Genomic DNA, 25,544 nt, shown 5'->3' with positions numbered 1-25,544 from the left:
TTTCTCCAGTTTCCAGGGAACCCCCGATGTTCAATTCCTCCTCCCTCTCGCGCCGGCGCGCGCTGCAGGCCCTCTCGGCCATGGCGGCAGCGGGGTCGCCCCTGGGTCTGATGGCGGCCCCCCCTGCACCGCGTCTCATCACGGTGGGCGGCGGCATCACCGAGGTGGTCTACGCGCTGGGCGCGCAGGACCAGTTGGTCGGCACCGACACCACCAGTCTGTACCCGGCGGCGGCGCAGGCCACGCCCAAGGTGGGTTACATGCGCCAGCTCTCGGCCGAAGGCCTGCTCGCGCTGCGGCCCGACGCGCTGATCGCCGGCACCGACGCCGGCCCACCGGTGGTGATCGACCAGCTGCGCAGCGCCGGTGTGCGCGTGGAGCTGGTGGCGTCCGACCACACCTGGGACGAGGTGCGCCGCAAGATCGCCGCCGTGGGCCGCGCCTCGAACCGCGAAGCCGCCGCGCGCGAGCTGCAGGCCCGGCTCGATGCGCGCTGGCAGGCCGTGAGCGCGCGCGTGCAAGCCGCCAAGGGTCCGGGGCCGAAGATCCTGTTCGTGCTCTCGCACAGCGGCAGCCCGCAGGTCTCGGGCGAGAAGACGGCGGCCGATGCGCTGATCCGCTTCATCGGCGCGCGCAACGCGCTCGGCGGTTTCCAGGGTTACCGGCCGATGACGGCCGAGGCCATGGCGCAGGCCGCGCCCGACCTGATCCTGACCACCACGCAAGGCATCGAAGCCATCGGCGGCGAAGCGAAGTTCTGGCAGCGCCCCGAACTCGCGCTCACGCCGGCTTTCCAGCGCCGCACGTCCGCCAAGACCCTGGTGCACCTGGACGCGCTGGAGCTGCTCGGCTTCGGCCCGCGCCTGCCCGAGGTGGTGGGGCGCCTGCACGACCAGGTGGTGAAGACATGAACGCCGTGCGCCACGACCTCGCCAACGTGCGCACGCCCGACCTGCACCGCGCGGTGGCCGACTACACCGAGGTGCTGGGCTTCGAATGCCGGCAGCACATTCCCGGCGTGTGCGCGCTGGTGGCGCACGGCCCGCTGCAGGTGCAGCTCTGGGCCTGCGCCGCCACGCCTGGGCGCTGGGAACGGCCCACGCCGGGCGACCGGGGCTTCGCGCCCGGCCACCACCGCGTCGAGGTGCCGCGCATCCACGTGCTGCACGCCAGCCTGCGCGCGGCCGTGCTGCGCCCCTGCCGCACCGGCCTGGGCGGGCGCAAGCCGCTGCACGCGCACCGCTTCGAAGGCGAGTCGCCGCGCTGGCAGCCCTGGGGCGCGTGGGAACTCACGCTCAGCGACATCGACGGCAACGTGCTGCACCTGATCGACCGCGTGGCCTGGTGGCCCGACGTGTCGGCGCAGCGCCAGCCCGGCGAGCAGCGCATGGAGGACCGCTCGTGAACGCGGCCGCGCCGGCGGTGGCGGCCCTGCGCTGGACGCCGCGCCGCCTCTCCGGCCCGAGCCTGTTGCTCTGTTTGGGCGCGCTGCTGATGCTCACGCTGCTGTGGGCGGCGGGCCAGGGCGCCTACAGCCTGCCGCTGAGCGAGTTGCCGGGCGTGCTGCTGGGCGCGGTGACCACCACCGCGCCCGGCGGCAGCGGCGCCGAGCTGGTGTTCTTCAACATCCGGCTGCCGCGCCTGGTGCTGGGCCTGGCCGCCGGGGCCGGCCTGGGCCTGGCCGGCGCGCTCATGCAGGGCCTGTTCCGCAACCCGCTGGCCGACCCGGGCCTGATCGGCGTGAGCAGCGGCGCGGCGCTCGCGGCGGGCGCCACCATCGTCATGGGCAACCTCTGGTTCCCCGACCTGCCGCGTTCGCTGGGCAGCTGGACGCTGGTGCTCATGGCCTTCGGCGGCGGCCTGGCGGTCACCGTGCTGATCTACCTGCTCTCGCGCGGCGAAGGCGGCACGCGCGTGGGGCTGATGCTGCTGGCCGGCATCGCGGTCAACGCGCTGGCCGGCGCGGGGCTGGGCCTGCTGAGTTTCCTGGCCACCGACGAACAGCTGCGCAACCTGCAGTTCTGGCTGCTCGGCAGCCTGGGCGGCGCGCGCTGGAGCGCCGTCGCGCTGGTGGGCGGCATCACGCTCGTGGCCGGAGGGATCGGGCTGCGGCTGGCGCGCCCGCTCAACGCGCTCGCGCTGGGCGAGGCGCAGGCGGTGCTGCTGGGCGTGTCGGTCGAGCGCGTGAAGCAGATCGCCATCGTGGTCACGGCGCTGGCCGTGGGCGCGGTCACCGCCACCACCGGCATCATCGGATTCATCGGCCTGGTGGCGCCACACATGGTGCGCCTGGTGGCCGGGCCCGACCACCGCTGGGTGCTGCCCGGCTCGGCCCTGCTGGGCGCGGTGCTGGTGCTGCTGGCCGACGCGGTCGCGCGCACCCTCCTGCAACCGGCCGAGCTGCCGCTGGGCGTGCTCACCGCGGTGGTGGGCGTGCCCTTCTTCCTGCTCCTGCTGCGCGGCGCGCACGGGAGGCGCCTGTGAACGCGCGCCTGCTCGACGCCGACTGGCGCAGCGCCTGCGGTGAACTGCCGGCCGGCGAACGCCCGCTGTGGCTGGACGACGACGAGGACGCCGAACCCGGCATCGACACGCCCGCCCTGGACGAGGGGCAGGGCCTATGCGCGCTGGACGTGGGCGTGCGCGCCGGCCCCAGCACCCTGCTGCAGGGCGTGCGGCTGCAACTCGCGCCCGGTGAGGTCGGTGCCATCCTCGGCCCCAACGGCGCGGGCAAGTCCACCCTGCTCTCGGTGCTCGCGGGCCTGCGCGCGCCCGACAGCGGCCGCGTGACGCTCAACGGCCTGGCGGTCACGCCCGCGACCGTGCACCAGCTCGCGCGCCACCGCGCGGTGCTGCCGCAGGAGACGGCCGTGGCCTTCGACTTCCGCGTGCGGGACGTGGTGGAGCTCGGTCGCTACCCGCACCACCTGCAACCGTCTCCCAACGAGGCCGCCATCGTGCAGGCCGCGATGCAGGCCACCGGTGTGGCCGGCATGGCCGAGCGCAGCATCAGCAGCCTGAGCGGCGGCGAACGCGCGCGCGCGCAGCTGGCGCGCGTGATGGCGCAGATCTGGGCGCCGCGCGCCGACGGTGCGCCGCGCTGGCTGCTGCTCGACGAACCGACGGCCGCGCTCGACCTGCGCCACCAGCACGAGACCCTGAGCACCGTGCAGCGCTGGGCGCGCGAGCAGGGCGTGGGCGTGCTCGCCGTGCTGCACGACCCCAACCTCGCCCTGCGCTACGCCGACCGCGTGTGGGTGCTCGACGGTGGGGTGCTGCAGGCCAGCGGCCCGCCCGCGCGCGTGCTGCGGCCCGCGCTGGTGCGGCGCGTGTGGCAGGTGCAGGCCAGCACCGTGCGCGCGGCCGACGGCGTGCCCCAGTTGCTCATCGCGGCCGGCGCGCCGCCGTTGCCCGGGAAGGACCGCCCATGACACAGACCCCGCCATCGATCCTGCTCACGCGCCACGACAGCGCGGCCGCGCGCGAGATCGCCATCGAGCACGGTGTGCTGACCCGCCAGGTGGCCGGCCTGCAGCGCCGCGTGGGCGAGCAGCTGCGCGCCCATGCCTTGCGCGTGTCGGCGCTGGAAGACGAGGTGCTGCACCTGCGCGCGCAACTCATCGTCTCGCGCACCAGCCTGCTCTGGGGCCTGGGCGTGGCCGGCGTCATGAAGCCGCTGTCACGCCGCGCCCGCCCGCTGGCCGGGCGCGCCGAAGCCCAGGCGATGGCCGAGGCCAGCAGCGTGATCTGCCAGACCGGTTGTGTGGGCCACGCCCATCCCTGGCTGGAGGCCGACGGCCAGTGCCGCCGCACCGGCCAGGCCTGCGAGCTCTACGCCGGCAGCGCCAGCGAAGCCGCCAAGTAGCGCCGTTTCCGGCAGGAATTGCGCCGACCCTGCCGAAGTTGCGCTGAAGTTCGGTCGCACCCCCTCCAAGGCATTGGCCACGTCGCACGGCTGAAATATCGTCGCTCCCCACACGGGCCCGCCGGGCTTTCGACAAGGAGCAACGCTTTGAATCCGAACCGCCGTTCTTTCACGGGCTCGATGGCCTGCGGCCTGCTGGCCGCGCCGCTCGCCAGCCTGACCTCCCTGGCGCGCGCCCAGGGCAACGACATCGTCATCGGCAGCATCCAGGACATGTCGGGTCCCCTGCAGCCCTTCGGCCGCGGCAAGAGCAACGTGCTCAAGTTCGGCGTGGCCCAGATCAACGCCGCGGGCGGCCTGCTCGGGCGCAAGCTGCGCATCGTCGAGTACGACACCCAGTCCAACAACCAGCTCTACGCCCAGTTCGGCCAGCAGCTCGCGCTGCGCGACAAGGCCGTCGTGGCCTTCGGCGGCGTGACCAGCGCGGCGCGCGAGGTGGTGCGCCCGGTGCTGCGCCGCGCCAACGTGCCCTACTTCTACAACATGCCTTACGAAGGCGGCGTGTGCGACCGCAACACGGTGCTCACCGGCGTCACACCCAGCCATGCGCTGCGCACCATCGTGCCGCACCTCATCAAGCACCACGGCAAGAAGCTCTACGTGCTCGGCGCCGACTACAACTTCGGCCAGCTCTCGGCCAAGTGGATCCGCCGGCTCGCGGCCGAGCACGGCGGCGAGGTGGTGGGGGTAGAACTCTTTCCGATGGACGCGGCCAACTTCAACGCCACCATCGCCAAGATCCAGGCCGCCGCGCCCCACGCGATCATCAACAGCTTCGTCGGCCCGGCGCACGGCAGCTTCTACGGCCAGTGGGCGGCCTCGGGCATGAAGGGCAAGGTGGCCCTGGCCTCGCAGACCTTCGGCGACGTGGGCGAGCACCTGCTGATGCCCAAGGAGATCACCAACGGCGTGATCGTCTGCACCAACTACTTCGAGGAGCTGGACCTGCCCTCGAACAAGGCCTTCATCAAGGCCTACCGCGACGCCGGCAACAAGGACTACGTGAGCAACACCACGATGAACGAGTACGTGGCGCTGCGCCTGTGGGCCGCCGCCGTGGCCAAGGCCGGCAGCCTGGATCGCAACGCCGTGTTGAAGGCGCTGGAGTCGGGTCTGTCGATCGACGCGCCGCACGGCAAGGTGTCGCTGGACGCGGCCACCCACCACTGCAGCTACGACATGTACCTGGCCGAGGTGCGAGACGGCGGCTACCGCGTGCTGGAGAAGGCCAGCGCCGTGACCGCGATCGACATGGTGGGGCAGTGCGACCTCGTGAAGAACCCCGCGACCAACCAGCAGTTCGAGCCCCGGATCTGAGCACCGCATGGAGCACCTCGTCCTGTCCTTCCACCTGCTGTACGCCATCGCCCTGCTGGTGCTCACCAGCCTGGGCCTGGCCATCGTCTTCGGGATGATGCGCGTGGTGAACTTCGCGCACGGCGAGTTCCTCATGATCGGCGGCTACACCCTGGTGCTCTGCGTCCAGGCCGGCCTCAACATCTGGCTCGCGATGTTCGTGATCGCGCCGCTGGTGGTGGGGCTGGTGGGCTACGCGCTGGAGCGGCTCATCATCCGCCACCTCTACGGCCGCATGCTCGACACCATCCTCGCCACCTGGGGCGTGAGCCTGGCGCTCATCGGCCTGGCGACCTGGGCCTTCGGCTTCCAGCAGCGCGGCGTGGTCTCGCCCCTGGGCAGCTTCACGCTCGGCGGCCACCGCGACTCCTGGTACAGCGTGCTCATCATCGGGGTGGCGATCGTGCTGGTCGCGGCCACCTGGTGGGTGCTGCGGCGCACGCGCATCGGCCTGCTGGCGCGCGGCACCATGCAGAGCGCTCCCATGGCCGAGGCCCTGGGCATGAACACCTCGCGCGTGTACGCCTGGACCTTCGCGGCCGGCGCGGCCGTCAGCGGCCTGGCCGGCGCGGTGATGGCACCGCTCACCGGCGCCGTGCCCACCATCGGCACCGCCTACGTCACGCGCGCCTTCATCACCGTGATCACCGGCGGCGCCAACGCCATCACCGGCACGGTGGTGGCCAGCACCCTGTTCGGCACGCTCAGCGAGGCCGTGACGCGCTGGGCCACCCCGGTGGCCGGCCACGTGGCGCTGCTGGTGGCGGCCATCGTGCTGCTGCGGCTCATGCCCTCGGGCATCACCGGTCGCTTCTTCCGGAGGTCGCTGTGAACGGGGGGCTGCGCAAGTTCCAGCCGCTGCTGTGGGCCGGTGGCCTGCTGGTGTTGTTCGGTGTGGCCGGGGTGGTCGAGCTGGCCACGCTGGTGAGCCTGAACGTCTACGTGATCCTCTCCATCCTGGCGCTGAGCATGGCGCTGGTCTGGGGCGTGGCCGGCATCTTCAGCTTCGGCCAGTCGGTGTTCTTCGGCCTGGGCGCCTACGCCTACGCGGTGCTCGCGCTGGGCGGCCATGGCAGCGCCGTGGCATTGGCGGCGTCGGTCGCCGTGCCCTGCGTGGGCGCGGCGCTGATGGGTTACTTCCTGTTCTACGGGCGCATCAGCGACGTGTACCTGGGCGTGATCACGCTCACCGCGTCCCTGATCCTGTTCCACCTGGTCAACACCGTCTCGGGCGCGGACTTCCGCCTGGGCGGCGTGGCGCTCGGGGGCTACAACGGCATTCCCGGCGTGCCGCCACCCGCCCTGCCCGGCGGGCAGGAGCTGGACTTCGTGCAGCTCTACCTGCTCTCGGCCGGCGTGCTGGTGCTGGTGTACGCGGGCCTGCGTTGGCTGGTGCGCTCGCGCTTCGGCCAGGCGGTGGCGGCCGTGCGCGAGCACGAGCTGCGCGCCGAGCTGCTGGGCTACGACGCGCGCGCCCACAAGCTGGGGGTGTTCGTCATCGGTGCCGGCATCGCCGGGCTGGCCGGTGCCCTGCACGCGGCCTGGGGCGGCTTCGTCGGGCCCGATGTGTTCGGCATCGGTTTCGCCGCGCAGATCATCATCTGGGCCCAGGTCGGTGGCGTGGGCCTGCTGGCCGGGCCGGTGGTGGGCTGTGTGCTGATCCAGTGGCTCACCACCTGGCTGGGCCAGACCCGGCTGGCCGACACCAACCTGGTGCTGGGTGTGATCTTCGTGCTGTGCGTGCTGCTGTTGCCCGCCGGCCTGCTGCCCTGGTTGCGCCAGCGCCTGCGGCGCGACCCCGGGAGCGCGGCATGAACGCGGTGCAAGTCCCTCCGGTGTGGGCCGTGGACACCGAAAGCCTCACGGTGCGCTTTGGCGGCGTGGTGGCGGTGGACCGGGTGAATCTGCAGGTGGCGCGCGGCGAGCTGCGCTGCCTGATCGGCCCCAATGGCGCCGGCAAGAGCACCTTGTTCAAGACGCTCACCGGCCAGCAGAAACCCAGCGCCGGCCGGGTGCGCATCCTGGGCCAGGACGTGGGGCGCCTGGAGCGCCACCAGATCGCGCGCCTGGGCGTGGGCGTGAAGACCCAGGTGCCCAGCGTGTTCGACGGCCTCACGGTGGGCGCCAGCCTGCGCGTGGCGGCCGGGCGCCACCGCGAACGGCGGCCCGTGGCCGCCGTGGTCGACGAGGTGCTGGAGCAGCTGCGCCTGGGCGCGGTGCGCGACCGCCAGCTCGCCACGCTCTCGCACGGCCAGCGGCAGTGGGTCGAGCTGGGCATGGTGCTGGCCACCGACGCGCAGCTGGTGCTGCTGGACGAACCCGTGGCAGGCATGAGCGAGGAGGAGACCGCGCGCACCGCCGAGCTGATCCTCTCCATCCGCGCCGGGCGCGCGGTGGTGGTGGTGGAACACGACATGCGCTTCGTGCGCCGCATCGCCGACCGCGTGACCGTGCTGCACCGGGGCGCGGTGCTGCGCGACGGGCCGGTGGCCGAGGTGTTGGCCGATCCGGTCGTGCGCGATGTGTATCTGGGTCGTGAGGAGCATGTCCGTGCTTGAACTGCAAGGCGTTCGCGGCGGCTACGGCCGCATCAACATCCTCGACGGCATCGCGCTGCGCGTGGACGACGGCGAGGTGCTCGGCGTGCTCGGCCACAACGGCATGGGCAAGACCACGCTGATGCGCGCCATCGTGGGCGAGATCGCAGTGAGCGCCGGTGAGCTGCGCTGGCAGGGCGAGTCCATCGCGCGCCTGCCGACGCACCGGCGCGTGGCGCGCGGCATCGGCTACGTGCCGCAGGGCCGGCGCATCTTCCCGCTGCTCTCGGTGCGCGAGAACCTGCTGTTCGCCGCTTCGGTGCACGGCGGGCGGCAGGCCATGCAGGTGGTGGACGAGGTGCTGGCCGACTTCCCCGCGCTGCCGCGCCTGCTCGATCGGCCCGGTGGGCTGCTCAGCGGCGGTGAACAGCAGATCCTGGCGCTCGCGCGCTGCCTGTGCACGCGCCCGAAGCTGGTGCTGCTGGACGAACCGACCGAGGGCATCCAGCCCTCCATCATCGAAGACATGGTGCTGCTGCTGCGCTCGCTGCGGCAGCGCCACCGGCTCTCCATCGTGCTGGTGGAGCAGAACCTGGACTTCCTGCGCGCCCTGTCCGACCGCATCGTCGTGCTGGAGAAGGGCCGCACCGTGCGCGAGGCGCGCGCCAGCGACGCCGCCGCGATGGCGGCGCTCGTCGAATCGGCCGAGTTCGCCGGCTGACCGTCAACCCGTTTTTTCAGAGGAACACCATGGCATTCAACCTGCCGAACAAGGACCGCCTGCACCGCCTGGGCGCGCAGCTGGGCATCGACGTGGACGCGGACTATGCGCAGACCGTGCTGGACATGCTGGCGCCGCTGGTGCCCGAGTTCCGGGCCCTGGACCGCCTGCCCAACGAGCCCCTGCCCGTGCACTACCCGCGCGCCGGCGGCAGCCGTCCCGAGCCGCGGGACAACCCCTGGGGCGCCTGGTGGATGCGCACCGACATCCAGGGCGCGGCCCAGGGCAAGCTGGCCGGCCTGCGCCTGGCGATCAAGGACAACGTGCAGATCGCGGGCGTGCCGATGATGAACGGCGCCTCGCTGCTCGAAGGTTTTGTGCCCGACGGCGACGCCACGCTGGTCACGCGCATCCTCGATGCCGGCGGCCACATCGTGGGCAAGTCGGTCTGCGAGTATTTTTCGTTCTCCGGCGGCAGCGCCACCAGCGCCACCGGCCCGGTGGAGAGCCCGCGCAACCCGGGCCACACGCCCGGCGGCTCCACCACCGGCAGCGCGGCGCTGCTCGCGGCGGGCGAGGTGGACCTGGCGATCGGCGCCGACCAGGCGGGCTCGATCCGCATCCCGGCCTCGTTCTCCGGCATCGTGGGCCTCAAGCCCACCTACGGCCTGGTGCCCTACACCGGCGTCATGGGGCTGGACTACACGATCGACCACGTGGGCCCGATGGCGCGCGACGTGGCGGGCGTGGCCCTGCTGCTGGAGGTGATCGCCGGCGAGGACGGCATCGACGGGCGCCAGCGCAACGTGCGCGTGGAGCGCTACACCGAGGGGCTGGACCAAGATGTGAAAGGCCTGCGCATCGGCGTGGTGAAGGAGTCGTTCGGCCTGCCCGAATCGCACCCGGGCACCGACGCGGCGGTGCGCGCCGCCATCGACGCCCTGCGCGCGGCCGGTGCGATCGTGGACGAGGTGTCGGTGCCGTGGCACCGCCACGGCTTCGCGATCTGGAGCGCGATCGCCAACGAAGGCACGTACCACACGCTGTACGGCGGGCAGGGCGCGGGCCACCTGACCACGGGCGCCTACCCGCTCGCGCTCATGACCGCGCTGGGCGGGCTGCGCGAGCGCGCCAACGAGATGCCGCACACGCTCAAGATCGGCATGCTGCTGGGCGCCTACGTGCACCAGCAGTACCAGGGCCGCTATTACGCGAAGGCGCAGAACCTGCGCCGCCGGCTGCGCCAGGCCTACGACGACGCGCTGGAGGGCCGCGACCTGCTGCTGATGCCGACCACGCCGTTTCCCACGCTGCCGATCCCGCCGGCCGACGCGGGCGTGGCGGCCGTGATCCAGCACAGCTGGACCATGCTGGCCAACACCAGCGCGTTCGACCTCACCGGCCACCCCGCCATCAGCGTGCCCTGCGGCGAGACCGACGGCAAGCCGGTGGGCCTGATGCTGATCGGCCGCCACTTCGACGACGCGCTGGTGCTGCGCGCGGCCGCCGGCCACGAGCGGCTGCACGCCGGCTGATCGGTTCAGGCGTCCTCCATCGCCCGCACCGTGCCCTGGACCACGGAGGACTGGGGCAGCGCGGTCTGCGGCGCGCGGTTCACGTCGAAGCTGAAGACGTCGGGCCGGCTGTAGTGCCCCGCGCCGTCGGCGAAGAACTTGGCGAACGCGATCATGGACAGATCGAGATCGGCAAAGATCACCGCTTCGGTGTCGCGGTGCGGCTCGGCGAGCCATTTGCCGTTGGGTCCCATGAAGCCGCTGATGCCACCGCCCACGGTGGGGGCGTCCGGGCCCGGCTTCATGCCGAGCCGCTCGACGATCTCTTCCGACACGCGGCCCTGCACCAGGATCACGTAGGTCTGGGCGCAGATCGCATGCGCGGCGGCCAGCGTGGTCGAGTAGTGGTCGAAGTCGCTCGCGTTGGGGTCGCCATGGGTGGCGTTGATGGCCGGCCAGGAGGCGACGTGGATCTGTTCGCCCATGGCCGCGAGCGCATGGCGGTTCAGGTCCATGCTGTGCTCGAAGCAGATCAGGCCGCCCACCTTGGCGAAGCCGGTGTCCACCACGAAGACATCGCGGCCGTCGCCGCGTCCCCACACGGTGCGCTCGGCATTGGTCGGGTGCAGCTTGCGGTGCCGGGCGACCAGCCGCCCTTGCGGCGAGAACCAGGCCATGGTGTTGTACAGCGTGCCGCCCTCCCGTTCATTGACCCCCAGGCAGACCCAGATGCCCACCTCGCGGGCCGCCGCGGCGATCTGGTCCGCCTGCGGGCTCGGGAACTCGATGGCGTTGCGGTACAGCTCCGCGAACAGCGGCGCCGCGTACTTCGAGGTGTGGGACCAGATCCAGTGCGGGTACCCCGGCAGGAAGGTTTCCGGAAAGGCGACGAGGCGGGCGCCGCCGGCCGCGGCCTGCTGGATGAACGCGATCGTGCGTTGAACACCGGCCTCGAGATCGAGGAAGGGCGCGGCGGCATGAACGGCAGCGACGCGCACGGATTCAAAGGAAGTGGTCATGGTGTGAGCCTGTGTGAGAACCCCGCGAACCTTGCGGTGGCCGGATCATCTGCGGGCGGTCCCCAACGGGTCTATCGGAATCGCTTCGCCGTTGTCAAAATCGTTCCATGAGCACACCCTCCCTTCCGTGGCCGGATGATGTCTTTCTGCCCGGCCAGACCCACGGCATCGCGCAGCGCTCGGAAGTTCAGCTCCTGCGGGAGAGCGCATCCCTGCGGTGGCGAGGCCTGTATGCCTCGCTGGTCCAGGAGGCGCCCTGGAGCGCGGACCTGCCGGTGGCGTCGACCGCAGGCATCGCCTACTGCGTGTCGACGGCCAGCCCGGTGGCGCGCACGCTGTCCCGGGTGCGCCGGGAAGCGGTGCTGAGGCCGCGCCAGTTCAGCGTGTTGCCCGGCGCATCCACGAGCCGATGGGCGATCTCGGGCCGCCCCCGCATCCTGCACCTCTATGTCCACGACGCCATCTTTCGGCAGGTGGCCGACGAGCTCTACCGGCGTTCTTCGTCGGTCGGTGAGCTCATCCCCCGGCTGTGCACGCACGACCCGGTGATCGCCCACCTGGCCGAGACCACCCTCGAGCTGCTGTGCGAGGGCGACGCCGCCAGCCCTTACCAGGCCGATCACCTGGCCCACATGCTGGCGAGCCGGCTGCTCAGCCACCATTCCAGCCTGACGCCACGAAAGAGTGCCACGGTCCCCGGGCCGCGCGTGCACCGCTGGCGGCGGCTGCTCGATCACATCGAGGACCATCTGGCGGAGGATCTCTCGTTGGAGGCCATGGCCGAGCGTGCCGGCCTGCCCGCGACCCAGCTGTGGCGGTCGTTCCGCGCGCACCTGGGCACGAGCCCGCACCAGTACATCCTTCTGCGGCGCCTGGAGCACGCCAGGCGCCTGCTGGAAGACGGCACGGAGCCCATCGCCGAGATCGCGGTGCAGAGCGGGTTTTCCAGCCAGAGCCATCTGGCCAGCGCCTTCAAGAAACACTTCCAGACCACGCCCGCCCAGCATCGCCGCCAGCGGCGGGGCTAGGCCTCAGTGCCGGCGCGGCGCGCGCACCTCGCCCAGGGCCGTGCGGTAGGCGCGCGGTGAAAGCCCGGTGGCCTTGCCGAACACGCGGGCCAGGTGCTCGGCGTTTGAAAAGCCGCTCTGGCGCGCCACCACCTCCATCGTCAGCGACGTGGTCTCCAGCAGGCGGCGCGCCTGCGCCACGCGCAACTCGGTCACGTACTGCAGCGGCGAGCGGCCGGTGGAGGCCTTGAAGCAGCGCATGAAGTGGTACTTGGTGAGCCCGGTCTGGGCCGCCAGGTCGTCCAGGCTCAGGTCCTGCGCGAGCTGTTCCTTGATGTGGTCGATCAGCCGCGCGAGCTGGGCCGAGGGCAGCTTGCGCACCGCCGGGCCGGCGGGCGCGCGCGTGTTCCATTGCCGCGCCAGCTCGTTGGCGATCACGGTGCAGTAGCTGTCCACCAGGATCTGCGGGCTGTCCGCCGAGGCTTGCTGCATGAACTGCGTGAGCGCCTGGTAGATCATCGGGTTGGCGAAGCCGCGCTGCGACAGCTCCCACAGGCCGTCGTTCGGATTGCGGTGGCCCAGCTCGTCGAGCAGCGCGGCCAGGTCGGTGGCCGAGAGCGCGAGCAGGGTCACGTCCGCGAAACCGTCCTTGAGCCAGCGGTAGGCGTTGCCCGCGGGGAAGAGGTGCAGTGGGTGCGGGTGGCTGCTGAAGTGGTCGCGAAAGCCCCAGCCGAAATCGAACAGCGCGCGCTTGAGCCGGTACTGGTTGGCGGCCAGCAGCACCACCTCGTCCAGCGGCGGGATGTCCACCGTGTGGGCCTCGAAGGTGCAGTGAATGAGGCGGCCCCGGCACCGGCCGCCCAAGGTCGTGACCTGGTCCAGGTGGAAGTTGGGCGAGCGGGACAGCACATTCGCCAGGTGCGGTGCGACGGTGTTCATGGGCAGCTTGCGATCACCCTTCCGGCCGCCAACGTGCCGGGCGCCTGATTCTGCCACCGCACCCGCTGACAGGCTGGTGTGGAGGCGGGTACCCGCCTCAGGCCTGGGGCCAGACGGCCCAGTGGTTGTCGATCTGCAGGCGCTCGCCGCCGCGCGTGCTGGTGCGGGCCTCGGTGCCTTCGGGCGCGCACCACACGCCTTCGGCGCCGCTGGCCCACCAGTGGCCCTGGTCGGCCGCGAGCGCATAGGCCTCGCGGTGCGCGAGGTTCTGCGACCAGCGCGCGTCGGCGCCGAACAGGGCCAGTGCGTCCGCGCGCGGGCAGCTCACCACGAAACCGCCCTCGGGCAGGGCGCAGATGTCGCCGCCATAACCCTGCACCGCAGGCTGGGCCAGCGAGGCCTGCAGGCGCTGGCCGTTCCACGCGGCGAACACCGGCGCGCGCCGCTTGGCCTCGGCATCGGGGTGCTCGGCCTGCAGCGCGATGCCGACCGTGCGCGACACCGGGTCCCAGGCCAGGTGGCGGATGCTCAGGTAGGGGTCGTCCAGGCGCCACTGGCCCAGCACCGCACCGTCGCGCGGGTCCAGCGCCACCAGCGAGGCGTCCATGCGGTCGAGCTGGCGCTTGCTGCGCCCGGTCTCGGGCAGCGTGGGGATGCCGCCGTTGGCCACCAGCAGGCTGCCGACCGGGATCTCGCCCACGCGCTGCGGCAGCACGATCAGCTCGTGCGGGTCCATGCCCTGCGTGGCCCACTCGGCGGATTTCTCCAGCGTCTTCGCGTCGCGCGTGGCCAGGCGGCCCTGCGCGGTGTCGAGGTCGGTTTCGGTGGTCCAGATCGTCTGGCCATCGGGGCTGGCGACGGCGTGGCCATTGAAGCGGCGGTCGTCCTCGATCCAGTGCCATTGCGTCTGCCCGCTCACCGGATGCCAACGCAGCAGCCAGTCGCCCGGGCGGCGCGCGGCGGCCAGCACGCTGCCACCGGCTTCGAGCAACAGGCCGTGCGCGCGCGTGGGCACGGCGAGCGAGCGCTGCACCGACCAGCGCGCCCCGTCCACCGCGATCACGCCGATGTGGTGTTCGCTCGGCGTCTGCCAGGCGGAGATCAGGCGCGTGCCGGTGCTGGCGCGCGCGGCCCAGGCCGGCGCGAGGTCCAGGGCCGCCATCGCCACCAGCCATTGGCGGCGCGACAACAAGAAGGCGGTGTCAGTCTCCATCGGCATCTGAGAACCCGAGCGGCACGTCGAGCGCGGCCGCGACCTCGTTCTGGAACAGCACGGTCACGGCCTTCATCGACTTCGTGAGCGCGAGCAGCTCGCGCTCGTTCGAGCGCGGCGTGAGCTTGTCCATGCCCGCCGTCACCTGGTCCAGCGCCTGGCCCCATTTCTGCGCCAGCGCGAGCTGGCCCCGGCCCATGAGCAGGGCCTCCATCGGCACCAGGGCCTGGCCGGCGGCGGGTGGTTGCGCACCGGGGGGCAGGCGGCCTTGCTGGCGCAAGCTCTGCCATTGCGCGCGCCAGTCGCGCAGGTTGCTCTCGCGGTCGAGCCGGGCGTAGGGCACCGGCGCGCCCTTGGCCGCGTTGCCGGTGGTCTGGTGGGTGGTGATGGGTTTTTCGATGTGGGCCCAGCGCAGCCGCTCCAGGCCGGCGAGCCACTGGTTGACCCATTCGGCCAGCGAGGCGGTGGTGACCTCGGGCTCGTCGTCCCATTCCTTCGTGGCCCATTGGCCGAGTTCGTCGTTCAGGGCGCGCGCCTCGGCGGCGATGCCCTGCGCCACCAGCTCGGCGTAGCGGCAGGCCGGGGCCGGCGCGGGCTGGCGGCTGCCGGCCCACTGGTTCAGCAGCAGTTCGAAGGCGGGAAAGCCTTTGGCGGGCGTGCCCACGCGCTCCATGTCCGCCAGGGTGTTGGGCGCCTTCTCCATCGAGCGGCGCAGCAGGTCCGGGCGGGTGGGCCAGAAGTCGATCTGGCGCTGCGAGCGCCGCGTGACCAGCGGCCCCACGGCCGGCGTGGACAGGGTCTCCCAGCTCACCAGCGTGTCCTGCCATTGCGCGCGCAAGGCCGGCAGCGTGGCCTGGCCCTTGCAATGTTGGGCCGTGGTCTCGACCAGGCGATCGGCCTGGACCTGGAAGTCGCGCGCCAGCGGCGGCAGGTGGTGCGTGTACACGCCCTGCAGGGCCTGCTCGGCCGAGTAGTAGGGCGCGGCCACGATGGGGGCGTTCTGCGCCGCCGCGAGGCCGGACAGCGTGAGGCCCAGGGCCAGCGCGGTGGCGCTGCGAAGGAAGGCAAAAGCAGACGTTGTCATAGCGACTCCACGAATTTCACGAGCGCGCTGCGGTCGGCCCGTTTCATCTTGAGCACCTGCTCCTTGGACGCCTGGGCCTCGCCGCCGTGCCAGAGGATGGCTTCGAGCACGCCGTTGGCGCGGCCGTCGTGCATCAGGCGGGTGTGGCCGTTGACGTCCTTGATGAGCCCGATGCCCCAGAGCGGCGGCGTCTTCCACTGGCTGCCGCTGGCGAGGTAGTCCGGGCGGCCATCGGCGAGGTCCGGGCCCATGTCGTGCAGCAGCAGGTCGGTGTAGGGCCAGATGCGCTGGCCCTTGAGGGCGGGGCTGGTGAGCGGCGGGAACGGGCCTTCGGCCGTGACGTAGCTCGGGCGGTGGCAGGCCGCGCACTGCGCCTGCGCGAACAGCGCCTGGCCGCGCAGCACCTGCGGGTCGTTCACGTTGCGCCGCGCCGCCGGGGCCAGCGTGGCCTGGTAGAAGATCACCTGACCCAGGGTCTCGTCGTCGATCTCGGGTTTCAGCGCGGTCGCGTTGGCCGCCGGCACGATGCCGTCGCGGCCTGTGGTCTTGCCGCCGCCGTGCGGCGCGGCCAGGCAGTCCTTCTGCGTGGGCGTGCAGGTCTCGTGCGGGAAGGCGTTGGAGGTGATGCCGATGTCGCCATGGAAAGCCCCGGCGGTCTGGTGCGCGAGGGTGGCGACGTTGGCCTTCCAGCCCAGGCGCCCCAGGCGCTCTTCCTGCGCGAACACGTCCCACACGCGGTTGGGCTGGCCCTTGATGGGGCCGGGCGCGGCCGCCTGTTCGCGCGCGTTGCGCAGGATCTCGGCATCGGGAATGGCTTCGATCAGGCCGATGCCGGCGAGCTGCGGTGCGATGCGCGGGCTGACCATGAGGCCGGGTGCGAACGGGCCGTAGGCGAGGTCGGTCAGCTTGTAGATCGGCTTTTGCAGCGTGTAGCGCGTGCCGTCCGCGAAGCGGCCGTGAATGGGTTGTTGGCGGATCTCGACCCGGCCCTCGGGCTTGACGCCCTGGATCGCCGCGTTGTTGAACTGGTCACCGTACACCGGGTCGGGCCGCACGCCGGCCTTGGGGTCGGGCGTGCCGGCCACCGACAGGCGCATGAGCAGCGCCACCGTGCCTTCGGGCTCGGGGCCCAGCGTGTTCTTCCAGGCCGGCGGCTCGCCCCGGCCATCGAGCACGTGGCAGCCCGCGCAGGACCGCGCGATGAAATGCGGGCCCAGGCCGTCGCGCGCGGTGGTCGACGCCGGTGCCTCCACCCAGTTGCGTTTGAAGAACGAGTTGCCGATCACGAAGCGCGTGCGCCCCGGATCGTCCAGGTTGGCCAGCGGAAACGAGAACGCGTTCTTGCCGGTGGCGTAGACCGTGGTCGCGCCACCGGTCTTCTCACCCAACGGGTCGGGCGCTTCGTCGGCGTGCAGGACGAGCGCGGTGGAGCCGCAAAACAGGACCCCCATGGCGAGCGCAAGGCGCGTGGCTGTGGGAAGGAGCGACATGATGAAGGCCTAGACAACAGAAGAAACGTCAATCCAGAGGGGTCAAGGGTCCGGCTCCGCCGGCCCGAGACCCCGTCCCCCCCTCCCAGCGCCGAAGGCGCGCCAGAGAGGGGGGAAGCCGCGCAGCGGCGCAGGGGGGTGTTCCGAATCAAGGCTCCACGAGGGTCAGCTTGGCGATGCCCACCGCGCTGGCCGATTCCACCAGCAGCTTGGACTGTTCCACCAGGCTGGCGACGGTCTTCTCGATCGCCGGGCGGCCGGCCGAACCCTTGGCGATGGCGCGGTCGAACGGGGCGGGAATGGCTTCGGCACCCGCCACCGAGGCGGCGATCTGCGCGGTGGTCTTCTCGGCCAGGTCGGCCTTCTTGGCGGCCACCAGGTCGCGCACGCCCGGGCCTTGCAGCACGCTGCCGTCGCGCTTCTTGTACTGGCCCAGCCACACGTTCTGGATGCCGGTGGCGTTGGTCACGATGTCGCGGTGCGTGTTGTCGGAGAAGCAGGAGTGTTCGTCTTCCTGGTCCTGCGAGTTCAGCGCCACTTCCATGCGCTCACCCGAGAGTTCGCCGCGCGAGAGCGAGCCCAGGCCCACGATGATCTTGCGCACCGATTCCTTGCCGCCCTTCTCGAAGCGCGCGCGGTAGTTCTTCTGGCCGGGCGCCCAGGCCTTGACCAGGAAGTTCAGGTCGTCCACCAGCAGCTCGGTGGCCACGGTGAGGAACTGGCGGCGGCGGTCGGCGTTGGGGGTCTTGCCGTCCACATAGTCCTCGAACGAGCGGTTGCCCGGGCCGGTTTCGCTCAGGTCCTGGCCCCACAGCAGGAATTCGATCGCGTGCCAGCCGGAGCTGATGTTCTCTTCACCACCGCGCTCGTTGAACTTGGCCAGGTTGGTCTTGGTGATCTTGAACTTGGTGTTGGCGATCAGGCCGGCTTTGGGCTTGCCCTGCACGTAGTCCACATAGGCTTCGTCCAGCGGCCAGGCGTTGATCTGGCCTTCCGGGCCCTTGTCGTCGTCGATCGGGCCGCCGTAGAAGCGGAAGGCCTCGGTCTGGCCGTAGAACTCGCGGGCGCCCAGCCAGGCCTTGCGCGCGGCGGCCAGGCCGTCGGCCGAGGGCGCGGCCACGAAGGCCTTGATGGTGGTCTGCATCTCCTGCGCGGCGGCCAGGGTGTCGCTGTAGTTGGCGTGCACCAGCGCGGCGTAGTGCGTGGCCACGGTGGCGTAGGTCGCGGCGGCGGGTGCGCTCGTGGCCGCGGGAGCGGCGGCCTGGGCGTGGGCCGGTGCGTGCAGCAGGGACAGGGTGGCCGACAGGGCCAGAACGAGCAGGGTGGGTTTCATGGCGGAAGGGCTTGGAGTGAAGGAATCGGGCCGGCAGCGCCGGTGGGTCTCACAGTGTAAATGAGAATGATTCCTGCTCTATATCCAAGACCCGGCCGCCGATGGGCCCATCGGCGGTGCTCTTGACCTGCGTCAAGCGCGCATCAGGGCTTCGATCTCGTCGGCCTTCACCGGCACGTCGCGCGAGATGAGTTCGCAGCCGGTCGCGGTGACGATGGCGTCGTCCTCGATGCGGATGCCGATGTTCCAGAAATGCTCGGGCACGCCTTCGCCTGGCCGCACGTACAGGCCGGGCTCGATGGTGAGCACCATGCCGGGGCGCAGCACGCGGCTGGGCCGGTCCTTGATGGTCTCGCCGCTGAGCGGGTCCTGGCGCTCGCTCACGCTGCCCAGCTCGGAGGGCTCCACGTAGCTGCCGCAGTCGTGCACGTCCATGCCCAGCCAGTGCCCGGTGCGGTGCATGTAGAACGGGAAGTAGGCGCGGTGGGCGATCACGTCCTGCGCGTTGCCGACCTTGTTGCGGTCCAGCAGGCCGACGTCGAGCAGGCCCTGGGCCAGCACGGCCACGGTGGCCTCGTGCGGATCGACGAAGCGAGCGCCGGCCTTGGTGGCGGCCACGGCGGCGTCCTGGCTGGCGAGCACGAGGTCGTACAGCGTGCGCTGCGGGCCGGTGAAGCGGCCGTTGGCGGGAAAGGTGCGGGTGATGTCGCTGGCGTAGCCGTCGAGTTCGCAGCCGGCGTCGATCAGCACCAGCTCGCCGCTGCGGATCGGCGCGGCGTCGGCGCGGTAGTGCAGCACGCAGGCGTTGGCGCCGGCGGCCACGATGCTGCCGTAGGCCGGGTACTGCGAGCCGTGTTCGCGGAAGCTGTGCAGCAGCTCGGCGTCGAGGTGGTACTCACGCACGTCCTGCCCGGCGCGCAGCATGGCCGCGCTGCGCTGCATGGCGCGGATGTGGGCCTTGGCGCTGATCTGAGCGGCGCGGCGCATGGTGGCCTGCTCGAAGGCGTCCTTCACCAGCCGCAGTTCGTCGAGGATGCCGCAGAGGTCGCGCTGCGATTCGGGGCACAGCGCGCCGTAGCGCACGCGCGCGCGCACCGGTTGCAGCCAGCCGTTGATGCGGCTCTCCAGCCCCGCGTGCGTGGCGAAGGGGTACCACACGGTCTGGCGGTTCTCCAGCAATTTGGGCAGGCGCTGGTCGAGTTCGGCGACGGAAAACGCCTCGCTCACGCCCAGGTGTTCCGGTGCGGCTTCGGGGCCCAGGCGGATGCCATCCCAGATCTCGCGCTCCAGGTCCTTGGGCTGGCAGAACAGCGTGGTCTGGCCCTCGGCGGTGATCACCAGCCAGGCATTGGGCTCGGTGAAACCGGTGAGGTAATAGAAGTAGCTGTCGTGCCGGTAGATGAAATCGGTGTCGCGGTTGCGCGGCCGTTCCAGCGCGGTGGGCACGATGGCGATGCCGCCGGGCCCGAGCTGGGCGGCCACGCGGGCACGGCGCTCCGCGTACAGGGTGGTGTGGGTGGTGGAGTCCATGCGGGCCATTGTCGGCGTTTTGGCGCGCGCCGTGGGGCGTGGGGATCAGCCCGCGGTGTTCAGTTCCGCGAGTCGCTCTGGGGTGCCCACGTCCACCCAGGGGCCGGTGTAGAGCTCGGCGCTCACCAGGCCGGCGTCCATGGCGCGGCGCAGCAGCGGCGCCAGCGGCTCGGCCGTGCCCTGCGGGTTGCCCGGCACGATCTCGCACCAGGGCGCCTCGAACAGCTCGCGGCGGTACAGGCCGATGGTGCTGTAGGTGTGGCGCATCTCGGCCTCGTTGAGCGCCAGGCCCTCGGCGCTCAGGCCGAAATCGCCGCGTGGGTGGTGCGGCGGGTTGGGCACCAGCCAGAGATGGGCGAGCAGGCCGCTGGCCTTGAAGCGGGCCACGCTGGTCGGCGTGAAGGCGAACTCCGGCGCGTACACGTCGCCCGCGAGCACCCAGAACACATCGCCCAGCAGCGGCAGCGCGCGCGCGATGCCCCCGGCGGTCTCCAGCGCGTAGCCGAAGTCCTGGCCTTCGCGCGAGACGGTCACCTCGGTGCCCGGGTGCTGCGCCTGCCAGTCGGCGCAGAAGGCGTCGATCTGTTCGCCCAGCCAGGCGGTGTTGACCACCAGGCGCCGGAAGCCGCCGGCCAGCAAGGCCTCCATCGGCCATTGCATCAAGGGCCGGCCCTGCACCGTCAGCAGAGGCTTGGGCGTTTCGTCCGTCAAGGGGCGCATGCGCATGCCACGCCCGGCGGCAAGCAGCATGGCCGGGATGGGGGCGGTGGCAAGTCGGGTCATGGGTGTTGGACGGTGGGCGTACCGGGTTCACAGGGCCCGACGCATCCGGAATTATGAGCGCCTGCGCGCGGCTCGGCCGGCCGTCGGGGGCGCCGGTCCGGGCGGCCCGATAAAATCCCCTGTTTTGCGCCGCCGCGCAATTGTTCCTTCCTCATACCCTCCCCCAGCACCCCATGTCCGACGCCGCCAGCACCCCCACCCGCACCGCCCCCGCCGCTTCGGCCGTGACCGCCCAGACCCAGGCCAACGCCATCCGCGCCCTGGCCATGGACGCGGTGCAACAGGCGAACTCGGGCCACCCCGGCGCGCCCATGGGCATGGCGGACATGGCGGTCGCCCTCTGGGGGCGCCACCTGCGCCACAACCCGACCAACCCGCAGTGGGCCAACCGCGACCGTTTCGTGCTCTCGAACGGCCACGGTTCCATGCTGATTTACGCGCTGTTGCACCTCACGGGCTACAAGCTGCCGATCGGCGAACTCAAGAACTTCCGCCAGCTGCACAGCAAGACCGCCGGCCACCCCGAGGTGGGCATCACCCCCGGCGTGGAAACCACCACCGGCCCGCTGGGCCAGGGCATCACCAACGCCGTGGGCATGGCGCTGGCCGAGAAGCTGCTGGCGGCCGAATTCAACCGCGATGGCCACGCCATCGTCGACCACCACACCTACGTGTTCCTGGGCGACGGCTGCCTGATGGAAGGCATCAGCCACGAGGCCGTGGCCCTGGCCGGCGCCTGGAAGCTCAACAAGCTGATCGCGCTGTACGACGACAACGGCATCTCGATCGATGGCCAGGTCACGCCCTGGTTCATCGACAACACCGCGCTGCGCTTCACCGCCAGCGGCTGGAACGTGATCGGCCCGATCGACGGCCACGACACCGACGCCGTGGACCGCGCGATCGCCGACGCCAAGAACAAGGCCAGCATGGGCACCTTTGGCCCCACGCTGATCATCTGCAAGACGCACATCGGCAAGGGCAGCCCGAACCGCGCCAACACCGCCAAGGCCCACGGCGAGCCGCTGGGCGGCGAAGAGATCCAGCTGACCCGCGAGGCCCTGGGCTGGATGCACAAGCCCTTCGAGGTGCCGCAGGACGTGTACGCCGCCTGGGACGCCAAGGCCGCCGGCCAGGCCGTGGAGGCCGACTGGAACGGGAAGTTCGCCGCCTACAAGGCCGCTTTCCCCGAGCTGGCCAAGGAGTTCACCCGCCGCATGAAGGGCGAGCTGCCGAAGAACTTCGCGCAGGTCGCGGTGGACGCCGCCGTGGGCGCGCACACCAAGGCCGAAACCGTGGCCAGCCGCAAGGCCAGCCAGCTGGCGCTGGAGACCTTCACCGCCGCGCTGCCCGAGTTGCTGGGCGGCAGCGCCGACCTCACTGGCTCCAACCTCACCAACACCAAGTCCACCCCCAGCCTGCGCTTCAACATGGCCGGTGACGTGGTGAAGAACGAGCAGGGCCAGGGCGGGCGCCACATCAACTACGGCGTGCGCGAATTCGGCATGGCCGCGATCATGAACGGCGTGGCGCTGCACGGCGGCTTCATCCCCTACGGCGGCACCTTCCTCACCTTCAGCGACTACAGCCGCAACGCCATCCGCATGGCCGCGCTGATGAAGCAGCGCGTGATCCACGTGTTCACCCACGACTCCATCGGCCTGGGCGAAGACGGCCCGACGCACCAGTCCATCGAGCACGCGGCCAGCCTGCGCCTGATCCCCAACCTGGACGTGTGGCGCCCCGCCGACACGGCCGAGACCGCCGTGGCCTGGGCCGTGGCGCTGGAGAACGCCAGCCGCCCGACCGCGCTGCTGCTCAGCCGCCAGAACCTGCCCTACGCGCCCAAGAACGACCTGGGCCACATCAGCCAGGGCGCCTACGTGCTGGCCGAGCCGGCCGAAGTGGGCCTGAAGAAAAAGGCGCAGGCCGTGATCATCGCCACCGGCTCCGAAGTGCAGCTGGCCTTGAAGGCGCAGGAGCTGCTGGCGCGCGAGCACAAGATCGCCGTGCGCGTGGTCTCCATGCCCAGCACCACCACCTTCGACCGCCAGACCGCCGCCTACAAGGCCTCGGTGCTGCCGGCCGGCGTGCCGCGCATCGCGGTCGAGATGGGCACCACCGACGGCTGGTGGAAGTACGGCGTGGCCGCCGTGGTCGGCATCGACACCTACGGCGAATCGGCCCCGGCGCCGGTGCTGTTCAAGCACTTCGGCTTCACCGAGCAGAACGTGGCGGACACGGTGCGTGCCGTGCTCGCGAAGTGAATTTTGGTTAACCCTTTTTTGAAACCTTCCAGGAGAGACGAGACATGACGATCAAGATCGGCATCAACGGCTTCGGCCGCATCGGCCGCAACGTGCTGCGCAGCGCCATCCAGAACTTCCAAGACATCGAAGTGGTGGCGATCAACGACCTGCTCGAGCCCGACTACCTGGCCTACATGCTGCAGTACGACAGCGTGCACGGCCGCTTCAAGGGCGAAGTCAAGGTCGAGGGCAACACCCTGATCGTCAACGGCAAGAAGATCCGCCTGACGCAGGAGCGCGATCCCGCCAACCTCAAATGGAACGAAGTCGGCGCCGACGTCGTCATCGAATCCACCGGCCTGTTCCTGGACAAGGTCACGGCCCAGAAGCACCTGGACGCGGGCGCGAAGAAGGTCATCCTCTCGGCCCCCTCCAAGGACGACACCCCGATGTTCGTCTACGGCGTGAATGACAAGACCTACAAGGGCGAGGCCATCATCTCCAACGCCTCGTGCACCACCAACTGCCTGGCGCCGATCGCCAAGGTGCTCAACGACAAGTGGGGCATCAAGCGCGGCCTGATGACCACGGTGCACGCGGCCACGGCCACGCAGAAGACGGTGGACGGCCCGAGCAACAAGGACTGGCGCGGTGGCCGCGGCATCCTGGAGAACATCATCCCCAGCAGCACGGGCGCGGCCAAGGCCGTGGGCGTGGTGATTCCCGAGCTCAACAAGAAGCTCACGGGCATGAGCTTCCGGGTGCCGACCAGCGACGTGTCGGTGGTGGACCTGACGGTGGAGCTGAACAAGGACGCGACGTACGAAGAGATCTGTGCGGAGATGAAGGCGCAGAGCGAAGGCGCCTTGAAGGGCGTGCTGGGCTATACGACCGACAAGGTGGTGGCGACGGATTTCCGGGGCGACACGCGCACCTCGATCTTCGATGCCGACGCCGGCATCGCGCTGGACAAGACCTTCATCAAGGTCGTGAGCTGGTACGACAACGAATGGGGCTACTCCAACAAGTGCCTCGAAATGGTTCGCGTTGTCGCCAAGTAAGCGCAAGCTCACTCGACTTGAAAAAGCGCCTTCGGGCGCTTTTTTCTTGCCCGGTTCACCTCGGCGACAAGCGCGCATTGACACTAGACCGACCGGTCTATAGATTGCGCCCCATGACCGACACCCCCACCCCCGGCACCCGCGAACGCCTGATCGCCGCCATGACCGACGCCCTGCGCCGGCGCGGCCTGCACGGCATCGGCCTGACCGAACTGCTGGCCCAGGCCGGCGCGCCCAAGGGCGTGCTGTACCACCACTTTCCCGGCGGCAAGACCGAACTCGCCGTGGCCGCGATCGACGATGTGGTCGCGCGCATGCTGGGCTGGCTGGACGGCCTGCTGGCCAAGGAGGGCGACCCGATCGAAGCCGCGCGGCAATGGATGCAGGGCGCGACCCAGCGCCTGAGCAGCACGGGCTTTCACGCCGGCTGCCCGCTGGCGACCGTCGCGCTGGAGAGCACGCCCGACGACCACGCGCTGCGCGAGGCCCTGGCGCGGGCCTTTGCCACCTTGCGCGAGCGCATCGCGCTGGCGCTGGAACAGGCCGGCGAGCCGCGCGAGTCGGCCCGGGGTGTGGCGGCGCTGATCGTCGCCACCTACGAAGGCGGGCTGTTGCAGGCGCGCGTGGCCCACAGCACCGAACCCATCCAGCAGGCCGTCCAGACGCTGCTGGGCCTGCTCGCCGCGCGCCGCCCGCGCGAAACGGGCACCACTTGAGGAGATCCCCATGAGCACCCCCCCGGACGTTCGCATCGAAACCCTCCTGCTGACCGCCGCCGACGGCTATCCGCTCTCGGCCCGCCGCTACCGCAGCCCCACGCCGGCCCGCGCCCACCTCGTGATCGGGGGCGCGACCGCCGTGCCACAGGGCTTCTACAAGCGCTTCGCCGAACACGCCGCGCGCCGCGGTTTCGACGTGCTCACGCTGGACTACCGGGGCATCGGCGAGTCGGCCCCGCCCACGCTCAAGGGCTTTCGCATGGACTACCTCGACTGGGGCCGGCTCGACCTGGCCGCCGCCGTCGAAGCCATGCGCCAGGACGGCATGCCGCTGTACCTGGTCGGCCATTCGTACGGCGGTCATGCCCTGGGCCTGCTGCCGCACCACGACTGGGTGGACGGCGCCTACACCTTCGCCACCGGCGCCGGCTGGCACGGCTGGATGCCACCGCTGGAGCGCATGAGGGTGCTGTTCATGTGGCGCGTGCTGGGGCCGGTGTGGACCAAGTTCGCCGGTTACCTGCCCTGGAGCCGCCTGGGCATGGGCGAGGACCTGCCGCTGGACGTGTACCGCCAGTGGCGCGGCTGGTGCCGCTTTCCGCGCTACTTCTTCGACGACCCGCAGATGCAGGCCACCACCGAACGCTTCGGCCAGGTGCGTTTCCCGATCGTGGCCGCCAACGCGCTGGACGACGCCTGGGCGCCACCGGCCTCGCGCGATGCCTTCATGGCCGGTTACCGCAACACCTCGGTGCGGGCCGTCACCATCGACCCGCGCCGCGCGGGCCTGGGGCCGATCGGCCACATGGGCTACTTCCGGCCCAAGGCCTTGCCCTTGTGGAACGAGGCGCTCGACTGGTTCGAGGCGCTGCGTCCCGCCGCCGCCCCTTTGGCCGGCCGCTGAGCGCGGGTGTTGTAAAGCTGTGCGGAAATGCCGAATCGCCAGGGGATAAAGGCCATGCGAAAGACCGGCATGTCAAAATGTTTCGACACATCCCCCACCTTGCCTCGCTTGCCCTTCCGGCCCTCCCCATTCCATGCGGCGACTGTTTCCAGCACTGCTC

24 protein-coding genes are annotated in these 25,544 nt (G+C 70.8%); 16 read left to right on the top strand and 8 right to left on the bottom strand.

Annotated elements, in window-relative coordinates:
• Positions 1 to 26: 26 nt before the first annotated feature.
• The 11 genes from AC1Q9M_RS23435 (at position 27) to AC1Q9M_RS23385 (ending at position 10,074) form a co-directional block, all read left to right on the top strand.
• Complete coding sequence (locus AC1Q9M_RS23435; protein ID WP_382322348.1) at positions 27 to 911, top strand: heme/hemin ABC transporter substrate-binding protein; 885 nt, start codon at positions 27 to 29, stop codon at positions 909 to 911.
• A complete protein-coding gene (locus AC1Q9M_RS23430) occupies positions 908 to 1,405 on the top strand; it encodes a VOC family protein (protein ID WP_382322347.1) in 498 nt (165 codons plus the stop codon). The genes AC1Q9M_RS23435 and AC1Q9M_RS23430 overlap by 4 nt, the downstream gene beginning before the upstream one ends.
• Positions 1,402 to 2,484 carry a FecCD family ABC transporter permease gene (locus AC1Q9M_RS23425; protein WP_444689001.1) on the top strand — a complete coding sequence of 361 codons (1,083 nt, stop codon included), beginning with the start codon at positions 1,402 to 1,404 and terminating at the stop codon, positions 2,482 to 2,484. Before AC1Q9M_RS23430 ends, AC1Q9M_RS23425 begins: the two co-directional genes overlap by 4 nt.
• On the top strand, positions 2,481 to 3,431 hold the full coding sequence (locus AC1Q9M_RS23420) for a heme ABC transporter ATP-binding protein (RefSeq protein ID WP_382322345.1): 951 nt from the start codon (positions 2,481 to 2,483) through the stop codon (positions 3,429 to 3,431). Before AC1Q9M_RS23425 ends, AC1Q9M_RS23420 begins: the two co-directional genes overlap by 4 nt.
• Entirely contained in the window at positions 3,428 to 3,865 is a 438-nt protein-coding gene (locus AC1Q9M_RS23415; protein WP_382322344.1) for a hypothetical protein, read from the top strand. The genes AC1Q9M_RS23420 and AC1Q9M_RS23415 overlap by 4 nt, the downstream gene beginning before the upstream one ends.
• A gap of 147 nt (positions 3,866 to 4,012) precedes the next feature.
• Complete coding sequence (locus AC1Q9M_RS23410; RefSeq protein ID WP_382322343.1) at positions 4,013 to 5,242, top strand: ABC transporter substrate-binding protein; 1,230 nt, start codon at positions 4,013 to 4,015, stop codon at positions 5,240 to 5,242.
• A gap of 7 nt (positions 5,243 to 5,249) precedes the next feature.
• Positions 5,250 to 6,113, top strand: a complete 864-nt coding sequence (locus tag AC1Q9M_RS23405; RefSeq protein WP_444688999.1) for a branched-chain amino acid ABC transporter permease — start codon at positions 5,250 to 5,252, stop codon at positions 6,111 to 6,113.
• On the top strand, positions 6,110 to 7,096 hold the full coding sequence (locus AC1Q9M_RS23400) for an ABC transporter permease subunit (protein ID WP_492435997.1): 987 nt from the start codon (positions 6,110 to 6,112) through the stop codon (positions 7,094 to 7,096). Before AC1Q9M_RS23405 ends, AC1Q9M_RS23400 begins: the two co-directional genes overlap by 4 nt.
• Positions 7,093 to 7,839, top strand: a complete 747-nt coding sequence (locus AC1Q9M_RS23395; RefSeq protein ID WP_444688997.1) for an ATP-binding cassette domain-containing protein — start codon at positions 7,093 to 7,095, stop codon at positions 7,837 to 7,839. The genes AC1Q9M_RS23400 and AC1Q9M_RS23395 overlap by 4 nt, the downstream gene beginning before the upstream one ends.
• The gene (locus tag AC1Q9M_RS23390) at positions 7,832 to 8,539 is read left to right on the top strand and encodes an ABC transporter ATP-binding protein (protein WP_382322341.1); all 708 of its coding nucleotides are present in this window, start codon (positions 7,832 to 7,834) and stop codon (positions 8,537 to 8,539) included. Before AC1Q9M_RS23395 ends, AC1Q9M_RS23390 begins: the two co-directional genes overlap by 8 nt.
• A 29-nt stretch (positions 8,540 to 8,568) precedes the next feature.
• The gene (locus AC1Q9M_RS23385; RefSeq protein ID WP_382322340.1) at positions 8,569 to 10,074 is read left to right on the top strand and encodes an amidase; all 1,506 of its coding nucleotides are present in this window, start codon (positions 8,569 to 8,571) and stop codon (positions 10,072 to 10,074) included.
• 5 nt (positions 10,075 to 10,079) lie between these two features.
• On the opposite strand, the gene AC1Q9M_RS23380 is transcribed toward AC1Q9M_RS23385, so the two are convergent.
• The gene (locus AC1Q9M_RS23380) at positions 10,080 to 11,072 is read right to left on the bottom strand and encodes a carbon-nitrogen hydrolase family protein (protein ID WP_492435994.1); all 993 of its coding nucleotides are present in this window, start codon (positions 11,070 to 11,072) and stop codon (positions 10,080 to 10,082) included.
• 107 nt (positions 11,073 to 11,179) lie between these two features.
• Between AC1Q9M_RS23380 and AC1Q9M_RS23375 the strand changes: the two genes are divergently transcribed.
• Positions 11,180 to 12,100, top strand: a complete 921-nt coding sequence (locus AC1Q9M_RS23375) for an AraC family transcriptional regulator (RefSeq protein ID WP_382322338.1) — start codon at positions 11,180 to 11,182, stop codon at positions 12,098 to 12,100.
• 3 nt (positions 12,101 to 12,103) lie between these two features.
• Here the strand turns inward: AC1Q9M_RS23375 and AC1Q9M_RS23370 are convergent, their stop codons facing one another.
• The 7 genes from AC1Q9M_RS23370 to AC1Q9M_RS23340 form a co-directional block, all read right to left on the bottom strand.
• Entirely contained in the window at positions 12,104 to 13,018 is a 915-nt protein-coding gene (locus AC1Q9M_RS23370; protein ID WP_382322337.1) for an AraC family transcriptional regulator, read from the bottom strand.
• 97 nt (positions 13,019 to 13,115) lie between these two features.
• Entirely contained in the window at positions 13,116 to 14,231 is a 1,116-nt protein-coding gene (locus AC1Q9M_RS23365) for a DUF1513 domain-containing protein (protein WP_492435991.1), read from the bottom strand.
• Positions 14,221 to 15,315 carry an imelysin family protein gene (locus tag AC1Q9M_RS23360; RefSeq protein ID WP_492435989.1) on the bottom strand — a complete coding sequence of 365 codons (1,095 nt, stop codon included), beginning with the start codon at positions 15,313 to 15,315 and terminating at the stop codon, positions 14,221 to 14,223. The genes AC1Q9M_RS23365 and AC1Q9M_RS23360 overlap by 11 nt, the downstream gene beginning before the upstream one ends.
• Positions 15,312 to 16,805 carry a di-heme oxidoreductase family protein gene (locus tag AC1Q9M_RS23355; RefSeq protein ID WP_492435987.1) on the bottom strand — a complete coding sequence of 498 codons (1,494 nt, stop codon included), beginning with the start codon at positions 16,803 to 16,805 and terminating at the stop codon, positions 15,312 to 15,314. The genes AC1Q9M_RS23360 and AC1Q9M_RS23355 overlap by 4 nt, the downstream gene beginning before the upstream one ends.
• Positions 16,806 to 16,953: 148 nt before the next feature.
• Entirely contained in the window at positions 16,954 to 18,138 is a 1,185-nt protein-coding gene (locus AC1Q9M_RS23350) for an imelysin family protein (RefSeq protein WP_492435985.1), read from the bottom strand.
• A gap of 132 nt (positions 18,139 to 18,270) precedes the next feature.
• A complete protein-coding gene (locus tag AC1Q9M_RS23345; protein WP_382322332.1) occupies positions 18,271 to 19,668 on the bottom strand; it encodes an aminopeptidase P N-terminal domain-containing protein in 1,398 nt (465 codons plus the stop codon).
• 45 nt (positions 19,669 to 19,713) lie between these two features.
• A complete protein-coding gene (locus AC1Q9M_RS23340; RefSeq protein WP_382325778.1) occupies positions 19,714 to 20,418 on the bottom strand; it encodes a nucleotidyltransferase family protein in 705 nt (234 codons plus the stop codon).
• 206 nt (positions 20,419 to 20,624) lie between these two features.
• Between AC1Q9M_RS23340 and tkt the strand changes: the two genes are divergently transcribed.
• From tkt to AC1Q9M_RS23320, 4 genes are all read left to right on the top strand, one after another.
• Positions 20,625 to 22,718 (top strand): transketolase, encoded by a 2,094-nt coding sequence (gene tkt / locus AC1Q9M_RS23335; protein WP_444688989.1) that lies wholly within the window; start codon positions 20,625 to 20,627, stop codon positions 22,716 to 22,718.
• A 44-nt stretch (positions 22,719 to 22,762) separates the two neighbouring features.
• Positions 22,763 to 23,761: a type I glyceraldehyde-3-phosphate dehydrogenase gene (gene gap / locus AC1Q9M_RS23330; RefSeq protein ID WP_492435982.1), complete on the top strand. Its 999-nt coding sequence runs from the start codon at positions 22,763 to 22,765 to the stop codon at positions 23,759 to 23,761.
• A gap of 113 nt (positions 23,762 to 23,874) precedes the next feature.
• Complete coding sequence (locus tag AC1Q9M_RS23325) at positions 23,875 to 24,477, top strand: TetR/AcrR family transcriptional regulator (RefSeq protein WP_382322330.1); 603 nt, start codon at positions 23,875 to 23,877, stop codon at positions 24,475 to 24,477.
• A gap of 10 nt (positions 24,478 to 24,487) precedes the next feature.
• Positions 24,488 to 25,384 (top strand): alpha/beta hydrolase family protein, encoded by an 897-nt coding sequence (locus AC1Q9M_RS23320; protein ID WP_382322329.1) that lies wholly within the window; start codon positions 24,488 to 24,490, stop codon positions 25,382 to 25,384.
• Positions 25,385 to 25,544: the final 160 nt, after the last annotated feature.

Source organism: Hydrogenophaga sp. GW823-FHT04C09, assembly GCF_058796355.1.
The sequence above is the reverse complement of the archived record's forward strand: the minus strand, read 5'-3'. Positions and strand labels throughout refer to the sequence as shown.

Excerpts from the sequence above, each read along its gene's own strand:
- AC1Q9M_RS23435 (WP_382322348.1), top strand. The coding sequence starts at position 27 with ATGTTCAATTCCTCCTCCCTCTCGCGCCGGCGCGCGCTGCAGGCCCTC.
- AC1Q9M_RS23430 (WP_382322347.1), top strand. The coding sequence starts at position 908 with ATGAACGCCGTGCGCCACGACCTCGCCAACGTGCGCACGCCCGACCTG.
- AC1Q9M_RS23415 (WP_382322344.1), top strand. The coding sequence starts at position 3,428 with ATGACACAGACCCCGCCATCGATCCTGCTCACGCGCCACGACAGCGCG.
- AC1Q9M_RS23405 (WP_444688999.1), top strand. The coding sequence starts at position 5,250 with ATGGAGCACCTCGTCCTGTCCTTCCACCTGCTGTACGCCATCGCCCTG.
- AC1Q9M_RS23395 (WP_444688997.1), top strand. The coding sequence starts at position 7,093 with ATGAACGCGGTGCAAGTCCCTCCGGTGTGGGCCGTGGACACCGAAAGC.
- AC1Q9M_RS23385 (WP_382322340.1), top strand. The coding sequence starts at position 8,569 with ATGGCATTCAACCTGCCGAACAAGGACCGCCTGCACCGCCTGGGCGCG.
- AC1Q9M_RS23380 (WP_492435994.1), bottom strand. The coding sequence starts at position 11,072 with ATGACCACTTCCTTTGAATCCGTGCGCGTCGCTGCCGTTCATGCCGCC.
- AC1Q9M_RS23375 (WP_382322338.1), top strand. The coding sequence starts at position 11,180 with ATGAGCACACCCTCCCTTCCGTGGCCGGATGATGTCTTTCTGCCCGGC.
- AC1Q9M_RS23370 (WP_382322337.1), bottom strand. The coding sequence starts at position 13,018 with ATGAACACCGTCGCACCGCACCTGGCGAATGTGCTGTCCCGCTCGCCC.
- AC1Q9M_RS23365 (WP_492435991.1), bottom strand. The coding sequence starts at position 14,231 with ATGGAGACTGACACCGCCTTCTTGTTGTCGCGCCGCCAATGGCTGGTG.
- AC1Q9M_RS23360 (WP_492435989.1), bottom strand. The coding sequence starts at position 15,315 with ATGACAACGTCTGCTTTTGCCTTCCTTCGCAGCGCCACCGCGCTGGCC.
- AC1Q9M_RS23355 (WP_492435987.1), bottom strand. The coding sequence starts at position 16,805 with ATGTCGCTCCTTCCCACAGCCACGCGCCTTGCGCTCGCCATGGGGGTC.
- AC1Q9M_RS23350 (WP_492435985.1), bottom strand. The coding sequence starts at position 18,138 with ATGAAACCCACCCTGCTCGTTCTGGCCCTGTCGGCCACCCTGTCCCTG.
- AC1Q9M_RS23345 (WP_382322332.1), bottom strand. The coding sequence starts at position 19,668 with ATGGACTCCACCACCCACACCACCCTGTACGCGGAGCGCCGTGCCCGC.
- AC1Q9M_RS23340 (WP_382325778.1), bottom strand. The coding sequence starts at position 20,418 with ATGCTGCTTGCCGCCGGGCGTGGCATGCGCATGCGCCCCTTGACGGAC.
- tkt (WP_444688989.1), top strand. The coding sequence starts at position 20,625 with ATGTCCGACGCCGCCAGCACCCCCACCCGCACCGCCCCCGCCGCTTCG.
- gap (WP_492435982.1), top strand. The coding sequence starts at position 22,763 with ATGACGATCAAGATCGGCATCAACGGCTTCGGCCGCATCGGCCGCAAC.
- AC1Q9M_RS23325 (WP_382322330.1), top strand. The coding sequence starts at position 23,875 with ATGACCGACACCCCCACCCCCGGCACCCGCGAACGCCTGATCGCCGCC.
- AC1Q9M_RS23320 (WP_382322329.1), top strand. The coding sequence starts at position 24,488 with ATGAGCACCCCCCCGGACGTTCGCATCGAAACCCTCCTGCTGACCGCC.